Below are 16335 nucleotides of genomic sequence, written 5' to 3' on the forward strand. Positions count from 1 at the left end.
GGTTTAATAGGCAACTACACCCTGAAGAAAAGAGCGCAATAGCGAAGCAGGCGAACGGCGACCAGGCCGAACAGGACAAATTGACGAAGGCGGCATGCCTTGCGGTGAAGTGCTGGGCAGAATATCCCGTGGGCAGCGACGAGTACAACAAGAACTACGTGAGTCAGCTTGAGGCAACGCAGCTCGGGCCTGAAGTTGCGTGGGTGACCCGTCAGCAGGAAGCAGGATTGTTCAACTACACGCCTCGGCAGAAGATCACAGACATGGTGAAGAGCGATCCCCTGGGTGTAGGGAAGGATGCATTGAAGGTTGGCCTGGGAGCTGTAACAGCGAAGACTGGTGGCTTGCTCTGTGGAAGCGCTGCTGGTTGTGCGGTGGGAGGCTGGATGTTCGTGTTCGGCACAAGTGATGCAATCGAGGGGGCAACTAGCCTAGCCAATCGCTATGATGGAATTACGGCCTCTGGATGGAACCCCTTGCGGTCAGGTTTTAGTGCACTCGCGCCGACTTGGGGAAACACCATATATGACGGCATCAACCTCGGGACCGCTCTCGTTGCGTTAAAAGTACCGGTTCCACTTAACGTAGGAACGTTAGATGGCCTAAACCGACCCACTTCTATGTTCGACGTCATGGTGCCGAACATTAACAATGCAAAGTCAGTCCCGTTTATCGGACCGTCCGTTAGTGCTAACCAAGCCTCTCTATGGCTTGGAGTGGGCACCAAGGCCGCGACCTTTGTTAATGACGTCCGCAACGCGGGAGAAAAAAAATGAATTGGCGTCGAGCATACGCCGCATTCCAAATTTGGTTCATGGTCTGCCTTACATCGGCGATCGGGGCGAGTTCCTGGTCGTTTCTGGTTGCCGGGTTATGTCGCTTAATGTTCAAGCTAGATGAAAATATTGCCCTCTTGGCAATCGGGTTGCCTATGTTTCTTATCTTGCTGGTTGTCTTAATCAGGTTTTTACCGAAACCACTACGCAAGGCAGGAATACTGAGTGATGAGCCGGAGAGATTCGGACCTTGGTTCAAGCCGTGAACACAGACCGGTTTAACAGACAGTTGCATCCGGAAGAACGGCAATGGGCGAAAGATAACGCGAAGCAGTTCGCGCAGTTCTATAAGGACAAGACTGGCCAGTCGATCACGCCCGATCAGGCGCAGCAGGTGCTGTTGGCCAATGGGTATCGTTTGGTCGATGCAGCGGCAAGCAAGGGACCTGGTGGCGATGCGACTGCGGTGGCGTTTATCAGTCAGAACGCGGACGGTATGTTCACCGCCACTAATTCCGAATACAACAGTCCCTTCCTCTACGGAAACAAAGATGGGTCACTGACGCCGGAGCAACGGGCATTGCCTGGAGCCGTAGCTAATCCTAAACTCGGGCTCGCTATTGCGGGCGCGTTGGCGGCACCGGCAGTCCTACCTGCACTGGCAGCAATACCCGGTGCGCCGATCTTCGGGATTGACGGGGCATTGGGTTCGACTGCATGGACTTCGGCGGCGGGAACCGGCGCGATTAGCGCGGGCATCAATGCAGGCTCGCAGTATTACCAGAATGGAACGGTCAATCCTGTTGACGTGGCAATTGCCGCGATATCGGGAGGTGCTGGCGCGTACGGTGGCCTGGGATGGAACGTGTTCGTGAATGGCGTGGGTGGTGCGACTGGCACGGCGATCAATAATGCCGTATACGGTAAGAGCGACAGCATCATGTTTGGCGGCGCAGTGAGCGGCGCTGGCGCGGCCTTCGGTTATGGTGTCGGCAAAGGCATGGAGACAGGGATCAACTCCATCCTGCGGCCAACGATCAACAGTTCGGGCTGGGCGGATGTCGGAAAATGGGCTGGGCCGTCGGGGTTGAACTTCCTTATACCGAACAATTTGGCCGTAATCGGGGCTGGCGTAGCCGGCGGTTCAGGTTCTGAGGCGGCGGGTGCCGCAATAAATGGTGTCAAGAATCAAATGGGGCCTGCGAAAAAATGATGCGTCTAGTGCTCTTGCTGATGTTGGCCTATGCCCTGTCACTGCTGTGCTTCGCGGCGATCAAAGTATCGTCTGTCCTGATGGCTGTTGTATTTTATGGCGGAGCGTATCGATGGGGAGTTGAGGACATACGGTTTGTGTTGATTCGCGGTTCGCTTGTGGCCTTAGTCTTCTGGATCGTGGCAATTCTGCAGTATCTCAGGGTGAGAAATCGGCTGTAGCAGTAACAACAAACCCGGCGCTGGCCGAGTTTGTTGTTTGCGGGTGTTGTTCAGTTTCGTTTGCTGCGTCGTTGCAGCATGGCGTTGGCCTCTGTCGCGGTCATGTACCGGCCGGCGACCCTGTAGTCATAGTCCGGGGTGATAGTGATGTGCCCGTGCCGGTAGTCGATGCTGAACAGGACCTGGTTCCCCGGCAGGAAGCCGGCGTGTTCGAGCATGGCATTGGTGACCTGCATCCAGGGGAAGGCGGTGCGCCTGCCGTGTTCGGACGTGCTATCTGCTTCAAGTGCCACGGAAATGCGCGTGGCGTGTTCGCCGCGTGCGCGACGTGGTTTAAGATTGGTATCAGCCATGATCAGTTCTCCAAGTGAACTGGTTGCGGTCAGCGGGGCATGAGTGCTGGTAACACTCATGCCCCGCGCTTCGATAACGGCCCTGTTCCGGGGTCCGGTTATTCCATCGTCGTGCTTCGTACTTGAGGATCAAACCCCCAAGCAGTTCGCGCACGACATGTTTCTCTTCCTTTGAAAACTGGTTGACGGCTTCGAACTGCAAGGTGAGGTCAGTGTCGGGGCCGCGCTCGTGTTCATCGAAGAGCAGAAAATCTGCGGTGACATGCAGCGCAACAGCCATTCTCTTCAAGACATCGGCAGACGGCTGCCCTTCGGCGCGCTCGCGCGCGGCCTTGACGGAGTAAGCGCCCGGGGTAAGCGAGGCGTCGTTACCGCGTAACAACGGTCAGCGCGGTTGTTGAACAGTGGAGCACAACGGTCCTATTCCGCCTGGTTTGCCGTCGCACTGCGTGCTCAATCAAACCCGCCGAGACGAAGTTGTTTCGTGATGCGATGTAATTGAGATGGGCGCAAGGCGTCCTCTGGCAAACTCGCGCCTTCTGGCCAGAACCCGTGTCGGGGCAAAAATTTCGGATGGCGACGCGAATCAGGAAAAACCGGTTTGCAGGTTCCTGTTGCGTCAGGAGGAACCCTGTACCGACAACGGCGGGCGTGTCGGGGTGTGGTGTTCGCTCGAACCGGCCGTTGCACCCCGACGAATACGCAATGGAAAAGAAGGATGCAAAAGTCGTTGCAAAGAAGTTCGGCATCAATAAACAGGAAGCGGAAAGCCAAATCGTTGCGGAAATATTCCGCAACCTGGACCACCGGGCCTCGAACGCATCCGGTGGCGTGCAGGACTATGAGGTTCACGCGATCATCGGATGCCAGAGCCTGAACTGCGACGGCTACAAGACCGATCCGCAATACGCAAATCACGACTGCAACCGTCATTACATTGCAGGTAATCAGCAGGCCTATGACGATCTGGTGAATAACAATCCAGTGAGTACAGCTATCGCCGGCACGGGCATGGTTGGGTACTCGCTGCTGCATGCCGTATCGAATCACGGAATGAAACACCCATGAAAATCAGAACGCGGCTGGCGGCACTCCCGCTCACAGCCCTGGTATCGCTCGCGTCGAACGCGCAACATTCGCCGACGCCAGCCGATGAAGCCGCCGCAGCACGGGCCAACGCCGGGCAGAACCAGCAGATACAGCAACAACGCGATGCACAGCAGCGCGACGCAATTGTGCAGGCACCCGCCGTGCGTTCGACCCTCCCGACATTCGAGGGCTACCCACAGCTGCCGGTCGAGACACCATGCTTCCGCATCGCCCGATTTGCACTCGACATTCCGACGACTCTGCCCGATGCCGTGCGCAGCAAGGGCACCTCGGCCCTATCACTGGACCCGTTCGCCTTCGCTCGCGAATGGCTCGATCACTACAGGGGCCAATGCATCGGCAAGTCCGGCATTGACACACTGACGAAGGGGCTGCAGCAGGCCATCCTGAGCCGTGGCTATGTCACGACGCGCGTACTCGTCCCGCAGCAGGACCTGTCCAGCGGCACGCTGGCCTTTGCGCTCGTTCCCGGCGTCGTGCACCAGCTCCGCTTTGTCGATCCCGAAACGCGCGGCACCTTGAAATCCGCATTCCCGGTAAGCGACGGCGACCTGCTGGACCTGCGCGACCTTGAGCAGGGGCTGGAGCAGATGAAGCGCGTGGCGTCGCAGGACGTGGACATGAAAATCGAGCCGACCGACACACCAGGCGAAAGCGATGTCGTCGTGAGCGTGAAGCGCTCGAAACCGTGGAGCTTCGTCGCATCCGTCGATAACTCGGGTACAGACGCGACCGGCAAGTGGCAGGGCAACGTGAACCTCGGCGTCGACAATCCGCTGGGACTCAACGACATCTTCACAGTCGGCGCAAATCAGGATCTGTCGTTCGGCAACAAGTCACTCGGCTCGCACGGATTCAACGGCTCGTATTCCGTGCCATGGGGGTACTGGACGGCCACACTGTCCGGTAACACGAACACGTACTACCAGAACATCGCGGGCGTGAACCAGACCTTCGTGTCCAGCGGCAATTCGCAGACAGCCGCACTGAGACTCGCGCGTGTGCTGAGCCGCAGCCAGAGCGACGTATTCGGCGTGGAGTTCCAGTTATCGAAGCGTTTCGGCGACAGCTTCATTGACGACACCCACATCCCGCAACAGAAGCGCAACAACACGTTCATCGAAGCGGGCCTGACCGACCGGCATTACTTCGGCGCGTCCCAGTTCGACGGCACGCTCGCTTACCGCCAGGGCATCGGCGGCTTGGGCGCGACGTCCGACCCGTACCCCGAGGGTCCGACCTACCGTTACCACATGGCGGTGCTGGACGCGAACCTGTCGGTCCCGTTTGCCGTCGCCAGCCAAAACGTCCGGTATGTCGCGACCGTTCACGCGCAGTTCACTACTGACACACTGTTCTATCTGGACGACCTCACCATCGGCAGCCGATACACGGTGCGCGGCTTCGACGGCGAAACCATGCTGGCGGCAGAGAAAGGTTTTTATTGGCGCAACGAGTTGCAATGGTCCATCGGCAAGACCGGACAGGCGTTGTACGCGGGAATCGACTACGGACGCGTGTTCGGACCGAACACCGCGTTTCTGGCCGGAACACAACTGGCGGGTGCGGTGATCGGCATCCGCGGTGGTCTGCCTGCACGCTTTGCTGGTCTCTCCTACGACCTGTTCGTCGGCACGCCGGTCTACAAACCCAGCGGATTTCCGACCTCGCGCGTGACGGTGGGAGTGCAGGCTACGGCTCAGTTCTGAGTGGGACCAAACTTTTATTCATGCTTTTTTGCGAGTCAACCATGTTAAGTAAATTTGCGATTGCAGCGTTGTGCGTCTCGCTGTCGACATGCGCGATGAATCGGTCGCGTTTGCGTGACTCGCGTTGATCCGCGAGTGCCCCGGCTCGAATGTAAAGATTCGTTATAACTCGCGCGTTTAGCCTGCGTGGTTGCTCGTCTTAAAAAATATCTGGTTTAAATTGTTCCCGCCGTTACAAAGCGGCCGGGTATGAGAGCCCGCAGCGTAAACCCGCACTACCTGCGCAAGTAGGTAGTGCGCAACCCATCATGCACGTCTGTTTCTACGGGCGGGCTGTGGTGAGGGAGCCGCGAGGCTCGCCGGTTTCGGTTTTACGCCCGGTCTCTCAAACTCGCTACGTGCCCGCTCACCCCATCTGTTATATCAGCGAGTGTCGGGCAATTCAGGAACTCACCGGAAACCGCGCCATGAGCAAACACACCAAAAAAACTAAACCTGCGTCACGCCCGCCTGTTGATGCGCTTCAATACGAAAAGCTCGCACTGTCGGCATTCGGCGCATGCGACCGGCAAATCCGGCAGCTTGAAACACTGATCAATCTCGCGGCAAGCATCACACGATGCCCGGCTACGACGGTTGACGAAAGACGCCGTGAGCGCAACTTGCTGGAACACCTGCTTCACACCGTCGAGCAATACCAGCAGGAAGTTGAATGCGACCGAGAGCTTTACCAGGTAATCGCGCTCGACGCGAAGGGCGTTCCTCACAGTTGCATCACCGCCAAACATGCGGCGAAACTTCTTTCGGATGCAGCGGAGGCGGGGCGAGATGCAGCGGAAGCAGCGGTCGAAGCCGAAGCAACACCAGATAAAGCTGCGACGTGTAAGCAGGAGCGAATCAAGACCGCCGCACGTGCGCGAACTGATGCGCAGCGGGCAGCAGTGAAGCACTAGGATGAAATAGCGGCGACCATGCTGCGACAAAGAAAACGGCGCGACTTGTTCGCGCCTTCTTTATTGAAGTACGCGCAAACCCCTCACCTCGCCGTATACCCCCCATCGATCGGCAGACAAACCCCACTAATCATCGACGCCGCGTCGCTCAACAAAAACATAATCGGCGCAGCGACTTCAGCAGACTCGGCAAACCGCCCCAAAGGAATCGCCTTTAAAGCAGGATCGCGTTTCACAGGATCGCTCCACGCCTGCACGGCCATCGGCGTCAACGTCACCGTCGGATTGACGCTATTCACCCGAATACCAAAAGGCCCCAACTCGATACACAAGGCCCGCGTAACCGCATCGAGCGCCGCCTTCGAAGCCGAATAACTCAAGTGATCGTCAAGCGCCACCAGCGCAGCCTGACTGGAAACATTCACGATGCTGCCGGCACGCTTCGCCTCGATCATTCCGCGCGCCATATGCTTGGCCACCAGCGCCGCCCCACGCGCATTCACTCCCATCACACGATCGAAACTCGCACCGGTCGTATCCACGGCACGCTCAAGCAAAGCGATCCCCGCGCAGTTCACAAGCCCATCGAACGCTTCGAGCGAGCTCAATGCCTCGTCTACGGCCTCTTCATCGCTCACATCAAGCATCAACGGCTCGCAGCCTGTCTCCTCTGCCAAACGCGCGAGTTCATTCACATTGCGCGCCGCAGCGACCACATTCGCGCCGGAAGCGCACAACGCTTCCACCGTCGCTCGCCCAATTCCGCTCGATGCGCCTGTCACCAGAATCGAGCGGCCAGAAAAATCGAAAGTAGCATTCATGATATCTGCAACCGATGCATGACCGATTTCAACGCCGGATACAAATCCGTATAAACACCGAACCGCTGCTCATACAGCGCCATCCGTTGCGCATTCGGCTCCGCGCGTTCAAACAGCGTGACCCATCCTCTGTGCGCCTCTTCACGCGAAACCAGACCGACGCCGAGGCCGGCCAGCAACGCCGCGCCCATCGCCGCCTCGACATCCTGCTCGATCGTGTAGACCGGATAGCCGGTGACATCCGCGATGATCTGCATCCATAGATCAGAGTGCGCGGCGCCGCCCACCACGATCAGCTTGTCATCCAACGACTGCGCGCCTTTACGCCCCGCCTCGATGTTGTGCTTCAACGCGAACGACACGCCCTCCAACACCGCCCGATACAGGTGCGCCCGGGTATGAAACAGGCTCAAGCCGACAAACGCCCCACTCGCCTTCGCGTCCCAAACAGGACTTCGCTCGCCCATCAGATACGGCAGGAACATCACGCCGTCCGACCCTGCCGGAATCCGCGACGCGTTCTCTTCCAGCAAGCGATGCGGGTCCCCATTCGGTATCGCCCGCGCGGCTTCAGTCTCCGCGTGACAGAACTGCTCGCGGTACCACGTCACCGAAGCACCCGCCGTAATCGCGCCGCCGAACACGTAGATATCGTGCTGACCGTTGAACACATGCGGCATGCTGATCAACCCATGCCTCGCGTCGACGCTCTGGTTGATATATCCCCAGCACATGCTCGTGCCGATCATCGCAACGTGCTGCCCGGCGCGCGTGACGCCGGCGGCAAACGTCGCCACCGCCGCGTCCACTCCGCCCGCCACGATCGCCGTGCCCGGCTCGAGGCCAAGCTGTCCGGTCCACTGCGACAGCAGCCCGCCCACCACGTCCGACGATTCCACCAGTCGCTCGGGCATCATCGTCGCGGGAATGCCGAGCATGTCGAGCGCCTCGTCCGACCAGTCACGCTTTGCTATGTCGTAGATACCGCCGATATTGCCCGCCGAGCTATGGTCGACGGCAACCTCGCCGGTCAGCATGTAAATCACATAAGCATTAGGCGGCAGGAAGTAACGCGTATGCGCCCACACATCCGGCTCATAGTCGCGCAGCCACAGCATCTTCGTATAACCGTAATAGCTGTCCACGCCATTGCCGGTGATCGCATACAGGCGCTCGAGGTCGATGTTTGCACGCACCCACTCGACCTGGTCGGTTGCGCGCCGGTCCATCCAGATCAAACACGGATAGAGCGGCCGCATCTCGCTATCGACAGGAATCCCCGAACCGCCGTACAGGCTGCTCACACATACGGCCTTGATCGACTTCGCCGCGACGCCTGCCGCTTTCGCCTTATCGACACACGCGGCAACGCATTCCACCACCGCGTTCAACCACACCGCCGGCCATTGCTCAGCCCATAGCGGCCTGGGCGTATCCGGCTGATAGCTCGACGCATGCTGCGCGACGATCGCGCCGTGCTGATCGACCAGCAACGCCTTGGTGCTCTGCGTGCCGATATCGACGCCGATGACGTAATCCATACAGTCTCCGTTTATGTGCCGTTCGTCCGAGGCCCGCGCTCCACTCGCCCCCCTCAGGCGCGCGGTTTCATCAACACCTTGATCGAATCGAGCGAGTTGGCGATCTTGATCGCTTCGTCCCATTCTTCCAGCGAAAAGCCATGCGTGACAATGCCCTTCGACGTCACGAGCCCACGCGCCAGCAAATCGATCGCAATCGGATAACAGTATGGGCCGAGATGCGCGCCACGTACATCGAGCTCCTTGCGGTCGCCGATCACCGACCAGTCCAGCGTGGTATCCGCGCCGAACACGGAAAACTCGACGAAACGCCCCAGCTTGCGGATCATCTCCATGCCCTGATTGACGCCGATCGGCGCGCCGGTCGTTTCGATGTACACGTCGCAACCATAACCGCCGGTCAACGAATGAATGATCGCCAGCGCGTCGTCCTGTTTCGGATTGATGGTCACGTCCGCGCCATATTCACGCGCGAGTGCCAGGCGCTCCTCAACCAGATCGATCACGACCAGCTTCTTCGGCGTTTTCAGATGCGCAACTTGCGTCATCATCAAACCAAGCGGACCCGCGCCTGCAATCACCACCACATCGTCGAGTTGCAGGTCACCGCGGTTCACCGTGTGGATCGCGCACGCGAGCGGTTCAATGATCGCGGCGTCTTCGAGCGAAATGCCGTCGGGAATCTTGTGGACGATCGCGGTCGGCGGAATACGCATGTACTCGGCCATGCCGCCGTCGGCGACCTCGCGCTGAAAGCCGAAGATGTTGTGCACTTCGCACATCCAGTACTGGCCGGATTTGCAATAGCGGCACTTGCCGCACGGCACGATCTGCTCGGCGATCACGCGGTCGCCCAGCTTCACGCCGAAATGATCGGCTGCGCCCTCGCCAATTTCTTCGACGAAACCGAAGAACTCATGCCCCGGAATCACCGGCGCCTTGACCCACGGGCTCGGGCCGCCCCAAAACATCTTCGCGCCCGAATGACATTTGCAGTCGCTCGCGCAGATGCCACACGCGGCGATGCGGATCACCAGTTCGTGCGCGCGTGCCTTGGGTTTGGCTACCTGTTCGACGCGATAGTCTTTCGGTGCGTGGCAGACGATCGCCGTCATGTCCTGCTTATCGGATTGGGTAGTTTGAGTCATTGCATGGTCCTGCTGGGAAAAATGGGTCAGTGGAGAGTTACTTTCTACGGTCGCGGCTGATGTAGATCGCGAGCAAAATAATTCCGCCCTTGATCACGTTCTGCACATACGGATTCACGCCGACCATATTCAGGCCGTTGTTCAGTACGCCGAGCAACAATGCGCCGATCAGGGTGCCGATGATCGAGCCGCGTCCGCCGGAGATCGACGTACCGCCCATCACCACCGCGGCAATCGCATCGAGTTCGAAGCCGACGCCCGCGTTCGGCTGGCCGCTCATCAAACGCGCGGTCAGGACGATCGCTGCAAAAGCGGAGGTCAAACCGGCGAGCGTGTAAACAATCAGTTTCACGCGCGCCACGCGCACGCCGGAAAGACGCGTCGCCTGTTCATTGCCGCCAATCGCATACACGTAGCGGCCGAACGGCATGCGTTCGAGCAACATCCAGGCAATCGCATAGATCACCAGCATGATCACCACGGGCGCCTGGACGCCGAGAATCTTGCCGCTGCCGAAGAAGCTGACCCAATCCGGCAGACCATCGATCGGATAACCCCCCGTGTAGATCAGCGCGAGGCCGCGAGCGATACCCATCGTGGCAAGCGTGACGATGATCGGCGGCATGCCGGCGAATGCAACGAAGAAACCGTTCGCGGCGCCAAAGCCCAAACCGACCGCGATGCCGATCGCCAACGCCCCCACGGCGTTCATCCCGGCGACCATCAGGCCCGCGGCGAGCGTGCCGGACAAAGCCATGACCGAGCCGACCGACAGGTCGATGCCGCCGGTCAGAATCACGCAGGTCATCCCCACGGCGATGATCGCGTTGATCGACACCTGGCGCAGCACATTCTCGATATTGGCGGCGGAAAGGAAGCTGTCGCTCGCGAACACCATCACGATGCAGACCACCAGCAAGCCGATGAACGGATAGAAGAGCGTCGAGCGTTTCAACGCCGCCCATGTGAAGCGCACGGGCGCGCCCGGTGTGTCGCTACTGACGGCCGAGGTTTTCGGCGATGAAGAACGATTAGGCATGTTCATGAGTTGCTCCACGGGTACCGGCTGTGGCGTAGGTCATCACGGCGTTCGAGTCGATCTGCTCGCCTTCGAGCATCGCCTCGATGCGGCCCTGCCGGAACACGGCAACGCGGTCGCACATGCCGACGATCTCCGGCAGTTCGGACGAGATCATGATGATCGAGTAGCCGCGCGCAGTGAGTTCGCGCATCAGCAGATAGATTTCGGCTTTGGCGCCGACGTCGATGCCGCGCGTCGGTTCGTCGAAGATGAGAATGTTGGTGTGGTGATTCAACCAGCGCGCGATCACCACTTTCTGCTGGTTACCGCCGGAGAGCGTCGCGACTTCGGTGTGCATCGTCGGGGCTTTCACGCCGACGCGTTTCATGATGTCGGCCGTGGCACGCGCTTCGCTGCGCGGGTCGATAAAGAAGCGCAGCGAGCGGTATTTGCCGAGGTTGTTGATCGAGATGTTCTGCTTGATCGAGAAGTCGGTGATCAGGCCTTCGGTCTTGCGGCTCTCCGGCAGAATGCCGACGCCGGCGCGCAACGCATCGGCGGGATCGGACAGTTTCGCGGCCGTACCGTTGATGCGAATTTCCTTCACGTAAGCCGGGTCGGCCCCAATCACGGCGAGCGCGGTTTCCGTGCGGCCCGAGCCGACCAGTCCCGCGAAACCGAGAATTTCGCCCTCCCGCAACGTGAAGCGCAGTATCGGACTGTCTTTGAGCAACTGGAGCTTGTCGACTTCGAGCACGATCTTCGCGTCGGCACGCAGCGGCGGCTTCGGCGGAAAACTGTTTTCGATGCGGCGCCCCACCATCATTTCCACAAGGTGGTTCACATCGGATAGCGCAACTTCGGTCATGCCGACGTATTGACCGTCGCGCAGTACGGTAATGCGGTCGCATACTTCAAAGATCTCTTCCAGGTGATGGGAGATAAAGATCATCGCGACGCCTTGCTGCTTCAGATCGCGCATGATCGCGAACAGATGCTCGGCTTCGGCGGGCGTCAGTGTCGCGGTCGGCTCATCCAGAATCAGAATGCGCGCCTCCAAAGACAGGGCCTTGCCGATTTCGACAAACTGCTGCTGCGCGACCGACAACTCGCGAATCGGTACCGATAAGTCGATTGCCACGCCGAGGCGCTCAAAAATCGCGGCGGCCGCGCGCCGCATCTTGCCGCGTTCGAGCAAACCCAAAGCGTTCTTCAACTCACGGCCGAGAAATATGTTCTCCACCGCATTCAGATACGGGATCAGGCTGAACTCCTGAAACACGATACCGACACCCGCGGCGACCGCATCGTGATAGTTCGTGAAATGGCGCGCCTCGCCGGCGATCGTGATCGTGCCTTCGTCCGGCTGATAGATGCCGCACAGGATCTTCATCAATGTCGATTTGCCCGCACCGTTTTCACCGAGCAGCGCGTGAATCTCGCCGCGTGCGATCTCCAGGTGTATGCCTTGCAGCGCTTTCACACCGGGAAAGCTTTTGGTGATGTTGTCGAGCTTGAGTATCGTGTCCACGGGGTCCTCCTCTGCTGCTCGCCGCCATGTCGATCAAAGAAGCACGGCGGCGAGCGTTCGCTTTACCAGCTGAAGCCCTTGGCATTGCTCTTGTCGATCATCTTCACGTCGACCGGAATCGCCTTCGGCACATTCGCGCCCCACTTCTTCGCGAGCGCAATGCCGAGTGCGATTCGCACCTGGTCGGCCGGGAATTGCGCCGACGTTTCGATGAACTTCGAACCGGGCTTCTGGATTGCCGCAATCGCTTCAGGCGCACCGTCGACGCTGGTCAGCTTGATATCCTTGCCCGACGATTCGATTGCCGAGAGCGCGCCCATCGAGCCGCCGTCGTTCACGCTGAACACGCCCTTCAGATTCGGATGCGCCTGAATCATGTTCTCGGTGACGGACAAGGCCGTCGCGCGCTCCTGCTTGCCGTTCTGCGTATCCACGAGTTTGATGCCGGGGGCTTTCGCGAGCGCCGCCTTGCAGCCGCGCACGCGTTCGAGAATCGGCACCACCGGAATGCCATCGAGAATCGCCACTTCGCCGCTGCCGCCAAGCGCCTTCGCCAGATAGTCGCAGGCCATCTCACCGGCGTCGAAATTCTTCGAACCGACGAAGGAATCGACCGGGCCGTTCGCATTCGCATCGACCGCGACCACCACCACGCCCGCTTTCTTGGCCGACGTCACCGCGGACTGAATACCGGTCGAATCGGTCGGATTCACGAGCAGGATGTCGATCTTCTTTTGCAGCATGTCTTCGACGTCACTGACCTGCTTGCTGACGTCGTGGTGCGCGTCGGTGACGACCACCGTCGCGCCGATCGACGCGGCGGCATCGTTCAGGGCCTTTTGCATCGTCACAAAATAGGGGTTGTTCAGTTCCTGAAACGTCATACCGATCTTCAGCGGCGCGGCCTGTGCTGCGGGCGCGGCGCTCAACGACAGGCCGATTGCAAGCGTCGCGAGCGCTGCCGTGTTGCGCGCGAAGGTCTTCAACGATGTCGGCTTCGAAATGGATTGCGTCATGGTTGTCTCCGTTATTAAAACTGTTCGATGAAGTGAGCACGTCCCTCACGCTGTGCGAAGACAGCGCGACGGGTGTTGAAACGCGGATAAATTTGAACGCTTCGGCTTTTAGCGTGGCGTATGGGGACTCGTCGGCGGATAGGCGGCCGCCGCGGTGCGCGGCAAGCCCGGCGCAAGCACGATCGCCGGCGCATTGTCGATGCCCGCGCCGCGCGCGGCGGCTTGTTCGGAAGCGTCGCGGCTCGCGTCGTTCAATTGTTGATAGTGGCGAAATTTCGAAGGCGCCATGCCTTTGACCGCGAGGAACTGCCGATTGAAATTCGACAGGTTGTTGAAGCCCGCCTTGAAGCAGATATCGGTCACGCTCAGTTCTCCGTCCGTCAACAGCTGACAGGCGAGATTGATGCGCATGCGGTTCACGTACTGCACGAACGGCAGCCCCGTATGACGGCGGAAGTAACGCGAGAACGCACTCACGCTTTGTCCGGCAAGTTGCGCGAGGTCCGATTCGCGCAGGTCGTTGGACAGATTCTTGCCGATATACGAAAGCGCATGATTGATGCGCGTCGACGCGAAACTGGTCGGGTCGGCCTGATAAGCGGGGCTCGCCAGGATCTCGCGATCGTCGGCGTTCATCAGAATCTCAAGCATCGACATGAACAGCACGAGCCGGCGCAATCCGCGCGCGGCCAGCAATTCGAGGAACAGCGGCTTGATCGCGGCGCTCGTGTGCGCGCCGAACGACACGCCGCGGCGCGAGTCGGCCAGCAGCGCTTCGACCTGGCGCCACTCCGGAAAACTCTCAAGACAACTCGATACGAACTCCTGGCCGAATTGCACGACCAGATTGCGCTGCGCGATCGTCTCGCCTTCCGGCACGTCGCTGACCCAGTTGTGCGGCAGGTTCGGCCCCATCAGCACAAGATTGCCTGGCGTAAAGCTGCTGATGTGATCGCCCACGAACATCTTGCCCGTCGTCGCCACGATCAGATGGATTTCGTATTCGGGGTGAAAGTGCCAGCGCACCGTACGGTACGGATAGCCGTGCGACCACGCTTTGAAGGATTCGTCACGCCGTACGGCGACGACTTCCAGATCGGGTTGCATTCGCGTCTTCCTCCATGAAGCGGCGTATTGCGAGTGCCGCTGAGCTTCGTCTTGTATAGCGAAAAGTAGCCTTCTACGACCTGATCCACCACTAAAAATCAAACCGCGGACCGATACTTTTTTGCATTCGGGTTAGTCCTGACGCAGAGAAAGTCAAATTTGATGCAATGCAATACGCACCGCGACACGCGTCCCACAACGCACGGGCACCTCGCGACTACAGCCAGAACGCCCGCCACGCCGCGCTGCGCCACGAAAAGCCGCTGAGCTTGCCTTGACATTCGTTTCACCGGGTACGATCATTCGCTCACAGACAGAGCAAATGCTCCAATTCAAGAAAAACGCGGGCTCCGAGCCAGGCGAGCGAAGACATTCAGGAGACGTACATGAGCAGCGGACAAGGCAGCGGCGCGACCGCACACGTGATCCTGCACATCGGCGCGGGATCGTTTCATCGCGCCCATCAGGCGTGGTATCTCCATCGGCTGAACGAGGCGAAGGTGGCGGGCGAGCCGCACTGGTCGCTCACGGTAGGCAATATCCGCAGCGACATGAACGCCGTGCTCGACGCGCTCGCCGCGCAGAACGGCGTCTATACGCTCGAGACCGTCACACCGCAGGGCGAGCGCGCGTACGAAACGATTCGCTCGATCGAGCGTGTCTTACCGTGGACCGAAAGTCTCGACGGCCTGATCGAAGCGGGCGCCGACCCGGCCTGCAAGATCATCGCCTTCACCGTCACGGAAGGCGGCTATTACCTCGACGAACAGGACGAACTCGATACGGCCAATGCCGATCTCGCGGTTGACCTGCAAGGCGGCCATACCACCATTTACGGCGCGCTCGCGGCGATTCTCGACGCCCGCATGAAGCGCGGCGGCGGCCCGGTCACGCTGCAGACCTGCGATAACCTGCGCAGCAACGGCGAGCGTTTTCATGCGGGTATGAGCGAGTTTCTCGAGCGGCGCGGCGCAGACGAACTGGCGCAATGGTTCGACGACAACACCGAGTGCCCGAGTTCGATGGTCGATCGCATTACACCGCGTCCCACGCCGGATGTGCGCGAACGCGTCAAAGCCGCTACCGGCGTCGACGACGCCTGCCCCGTCATGGGCGAATCCTTCATCCAGTGGGTGATCGAAGACCGCTTCATCGCCGGGCGCCCCGCGTGGGAAAAGGTCGGTGCGGAACTGGTCGACTCGGTGCTGCCGTATGAGGAAGCGAAAATCCGCATTCTCAACGCGACGCATAGCTGCATTGCATGGGCGGGCACGCTGGTCGGACTGAACTACATCCACGAAGGCACGCTCGATCCGGACATCAACAAATTCGCCTTCGACTATGTGACCGAAGACGTGATTCCGTGCCTCACGCCGAGCCCGCTCGACCTCGAACGCTATCGCGACGTAGTGCTCGAGCGGTTCGGCAATCCCTACATCCAGGACACGAACCAGCGCGTCGCGGCTGACGGTTTTTCGAAGCTGCCTGGCTTTATCGCGCCGACGCTTTCGGAATGCTTCGAACGCGGCGTCAAGCCCACGGCTACGGCGATGTTGCCGGCGCTGTTCTTCCGTTTCCTCGAGCGCTGGAACGCCGGCACGCTGCCGTATGCGTATCAGGACGGCGTGATGGACGAGCAGGTCGCGCGCGGTTTCTTCAGCGCGCCCGATCCGCTCAAGGCATTCGCCGCTGATCGCCTGCTATGGGGCAGCATGGCGCAGACACCGGAGCTGGAATCGGCCCTGGCGGGCGCGTTGGCGCGTGTCGACGTATGGCTCGCCAAACGCGGCGCCGCTTGAGCCGCGCGGTGTCGGA

At 59.8% G+C, this 16335-nt stretch carries 15 protein-coding genes; 6 read left to right on the forward strand and 9 right to left on the reverse strand.

The features are described 5' to 3' along the window. Positions 1-128 precede the first annotated feature (128 nt). Complete coding sequence (locus tag AC57B6_RS31590) at positions 129-776, forward strand: hypothetical protein (RefSeq protein ID WP_127837946.1); 648 nt, start codon at positions 129-131, stop codon at positions 774-776. Between the two features lie 250 nt (positions 777-1026). After that, positions 1027-1989, forward strand: a complete 963-nt coding sequence (locus AC57B6_RS31595; protein WP_496422799.1) for a hypothetical protein — start codon at positions 1027-1029, stop codon at positions 1987-1989. Between the two features lie 271 nt (positions 1990-2260). Here the strand turns inward: AC57B6_RS31595 and AC57B6_RS31600 are convergent, their stop codons facing one another. Together AC57B6_RS31600 and AC57B6_RS31605 are read right to left on the reverse strand one after the other, a co-directional pair. Then, entirely contained in the window at positions 2261-2563 is a 303-nt protein-coding gene (locus AC57B6_RS31600; protein ID WP_042275718.1) for a hypothetical protein, read from the reverse strand. After that, positions 2556-2945 (reverse strand): hypothetical protein, encoded by a 390-nt coding sequence (locus AC57B6_RS31605; protein WP_052660776.1) that lies wholly within the window; start codon positions 2943-2945, stop codon positions 2556-2558. The genes AC57B6_RS31600 and AC57B6_RS31605 overlap by 8 nt, the downstream gene beginning before the upstream one ends. A gap of 323 nt (positions 2946-3268) precedes the next feature. On the opposite strand from AC57B6_RS31605, the gene AC57B6_RS31610 reads away from it, so the two are divergent. From AC57B6_RS31610 to AC57B6_RS31620, 3 genes are all read left to right on the forward strand, one after another. Continuing rightward, positions 3269-3631, forward strand: a complete 363-nt coding sequence (locus tag AC57B6_RS31610; RefSeq protein ID WP_028197974.1) for a hypothetical protein — start codon at positions 3269-3271, stop codon at positions 3629-3631. Then, positions 3628-5382 carry a ShlB/FhaC/HecB family hemolysin secretion/activation protein gene (locus AC57B6_RS31615; protein ID WP_496422800.1) on the forward strand — a complete coding sequence of 585 codons (1755 nt, stop codon included), beginning with the start codon at positions 3628-3630 and terminating at the stop codon, positions 5380-5382. The genes AC57B6_RS31610 and AC57B6_RS31615 overlap by 4 nt, the downstream gene beginning before the upstream one ends. A gap of 467 nt (positions 5383-5849) precedes the next feature. After that, positions 5850-6335: a hypothetical protein gene (locus AC57B6_RS31620; RefSeq protein ID WP_144192423.1), complete on the forward strand. Its 486-nt coding sequence runs from the start codon at positions 5850-5852 to the stop codon at positions 6333-6335. 83 nt (positions 6336-6418) lie between these two features. Here the strand turns inward: AC57B6_RS31620 and AC57B6_RS31625 are convergent, their stop codons facing one another. The 7 genes from AC57B6_RS31625 to AC57B6_RS31655 all read right to left on the reverse strand — a co-directional run bounded on the left by AC57B6_RS31625 (position 6419) and on the right by AC57B6_RS31655 (position 14520). Continuing rightward, positions 6419-7156, reverse strand: coding sequence for an SDR family oxidoreductase (locus tag AC57B6_RS31625; protein WP_454806467.1), 738 nt, complete (start codon positions 7154-7156; stop codon positions 6419-6421). Further along, positions 7153-8697: an FGGY-family carbohydrate kinase gene (locus AC57B6_RS31630; RefSeq protein ID WP_496422801.1), complete on the reverse strand. Its 1545-nt coding sequence runs from the start codon at positions 8695-8697 to the stop codon at positions 7153-7155. The genes AC57B6_RS31625 and AC57B6_RS31630 overlap by 4 nt, the downstream gene beginning before the upstream one ends. A gap of 53 nt (positions 8698-8750) precedes the next feature. After that, positions 8751-9845 (reverse strand): alcohol dehydrogenase catalytic domain-containing protein, encoded by a 1095-nt coding sequence (locus tag AC57B6_RS31635; protein ID WP_216750060.1) that lies wholly within the window; start codon positions 9843-9845, stop codon positions 8751-8753. A gap of 37 nt (positions 9846-9882) precedes the next feature. Continuing rightward, positions 9883-10890 (reverse strand): ABC transporter permease, encoded by a 1008-nt coding sequence (locus tag AC57B6_RS31640; RefSeq protein ID WP_496422802.1) that lies wholly within the window; start codon positions 10888-10890, stop codon positions 9883-9885. Continuing rightward, positions 10877-12397 carry a sugar ABC transporter ATP-binding protein gene (locus AC57B6_RS31645; RefSeq protein ID WP_496422803.1) on the reverse strand — a complete coding sequence of 507 codons (1521 nt, stop codon included), beginning with the start codon at positions 12395-12397 and terminating at the stop codon, positions 10877-10879. The genes AC57B6_RS31640 and AC57B6_RS31645 overlap by 14 nt, the downstream gene beginning before the upstream one ends. A gap of 62 nt (positions 12398-12459) precedes the next feature. Beyond that, positions 12460-13413: an ABC transporter substrate-binding protein gene (locus AC57B6_RS31650; RefSeq protein WP_046567879.1), complete on the reverse strand. Its 954-nt coding sequence runs from the start codon at positions 13411-13413 to the stop codon at positions 12460-12462. 108 nt (positions 13414-13521) lie between these two features. Beyond that, on the reverse strand, positions 13522-14520 hold the full coding sequence (locus AC57B6_RS31655; RefSeq protein ID WP_183796403.1) for an AraC family transcriptional regulator: 999 nt from the start codon (positions 14518-14520) through the stop codon (positions 13522-13524). Positions 14521-14906: 386 nt separating this feature from the next. Between AC57B6_RS31655 and dalD the strand changes: the two genes are divergently transcribed. Then, positions 14907-16319 (forward strand): D-arabinitol 4-dehydrogenase, encoded by a 1413-nt coding sequence (dalD, locus tag AC57B6_RS31660; protein ID WP_252888394.1) that lies wholly within the window; start codon positions 14907-14909, stop codon positions 16317-16319. The last annotated feature ends 16 nt before the right edge of the window (positions 16320-16335 follow it).

This window comes from Paraburkholderia sp. BGA-UO-ETr-F12 (genome assembly GCF_059567945.1).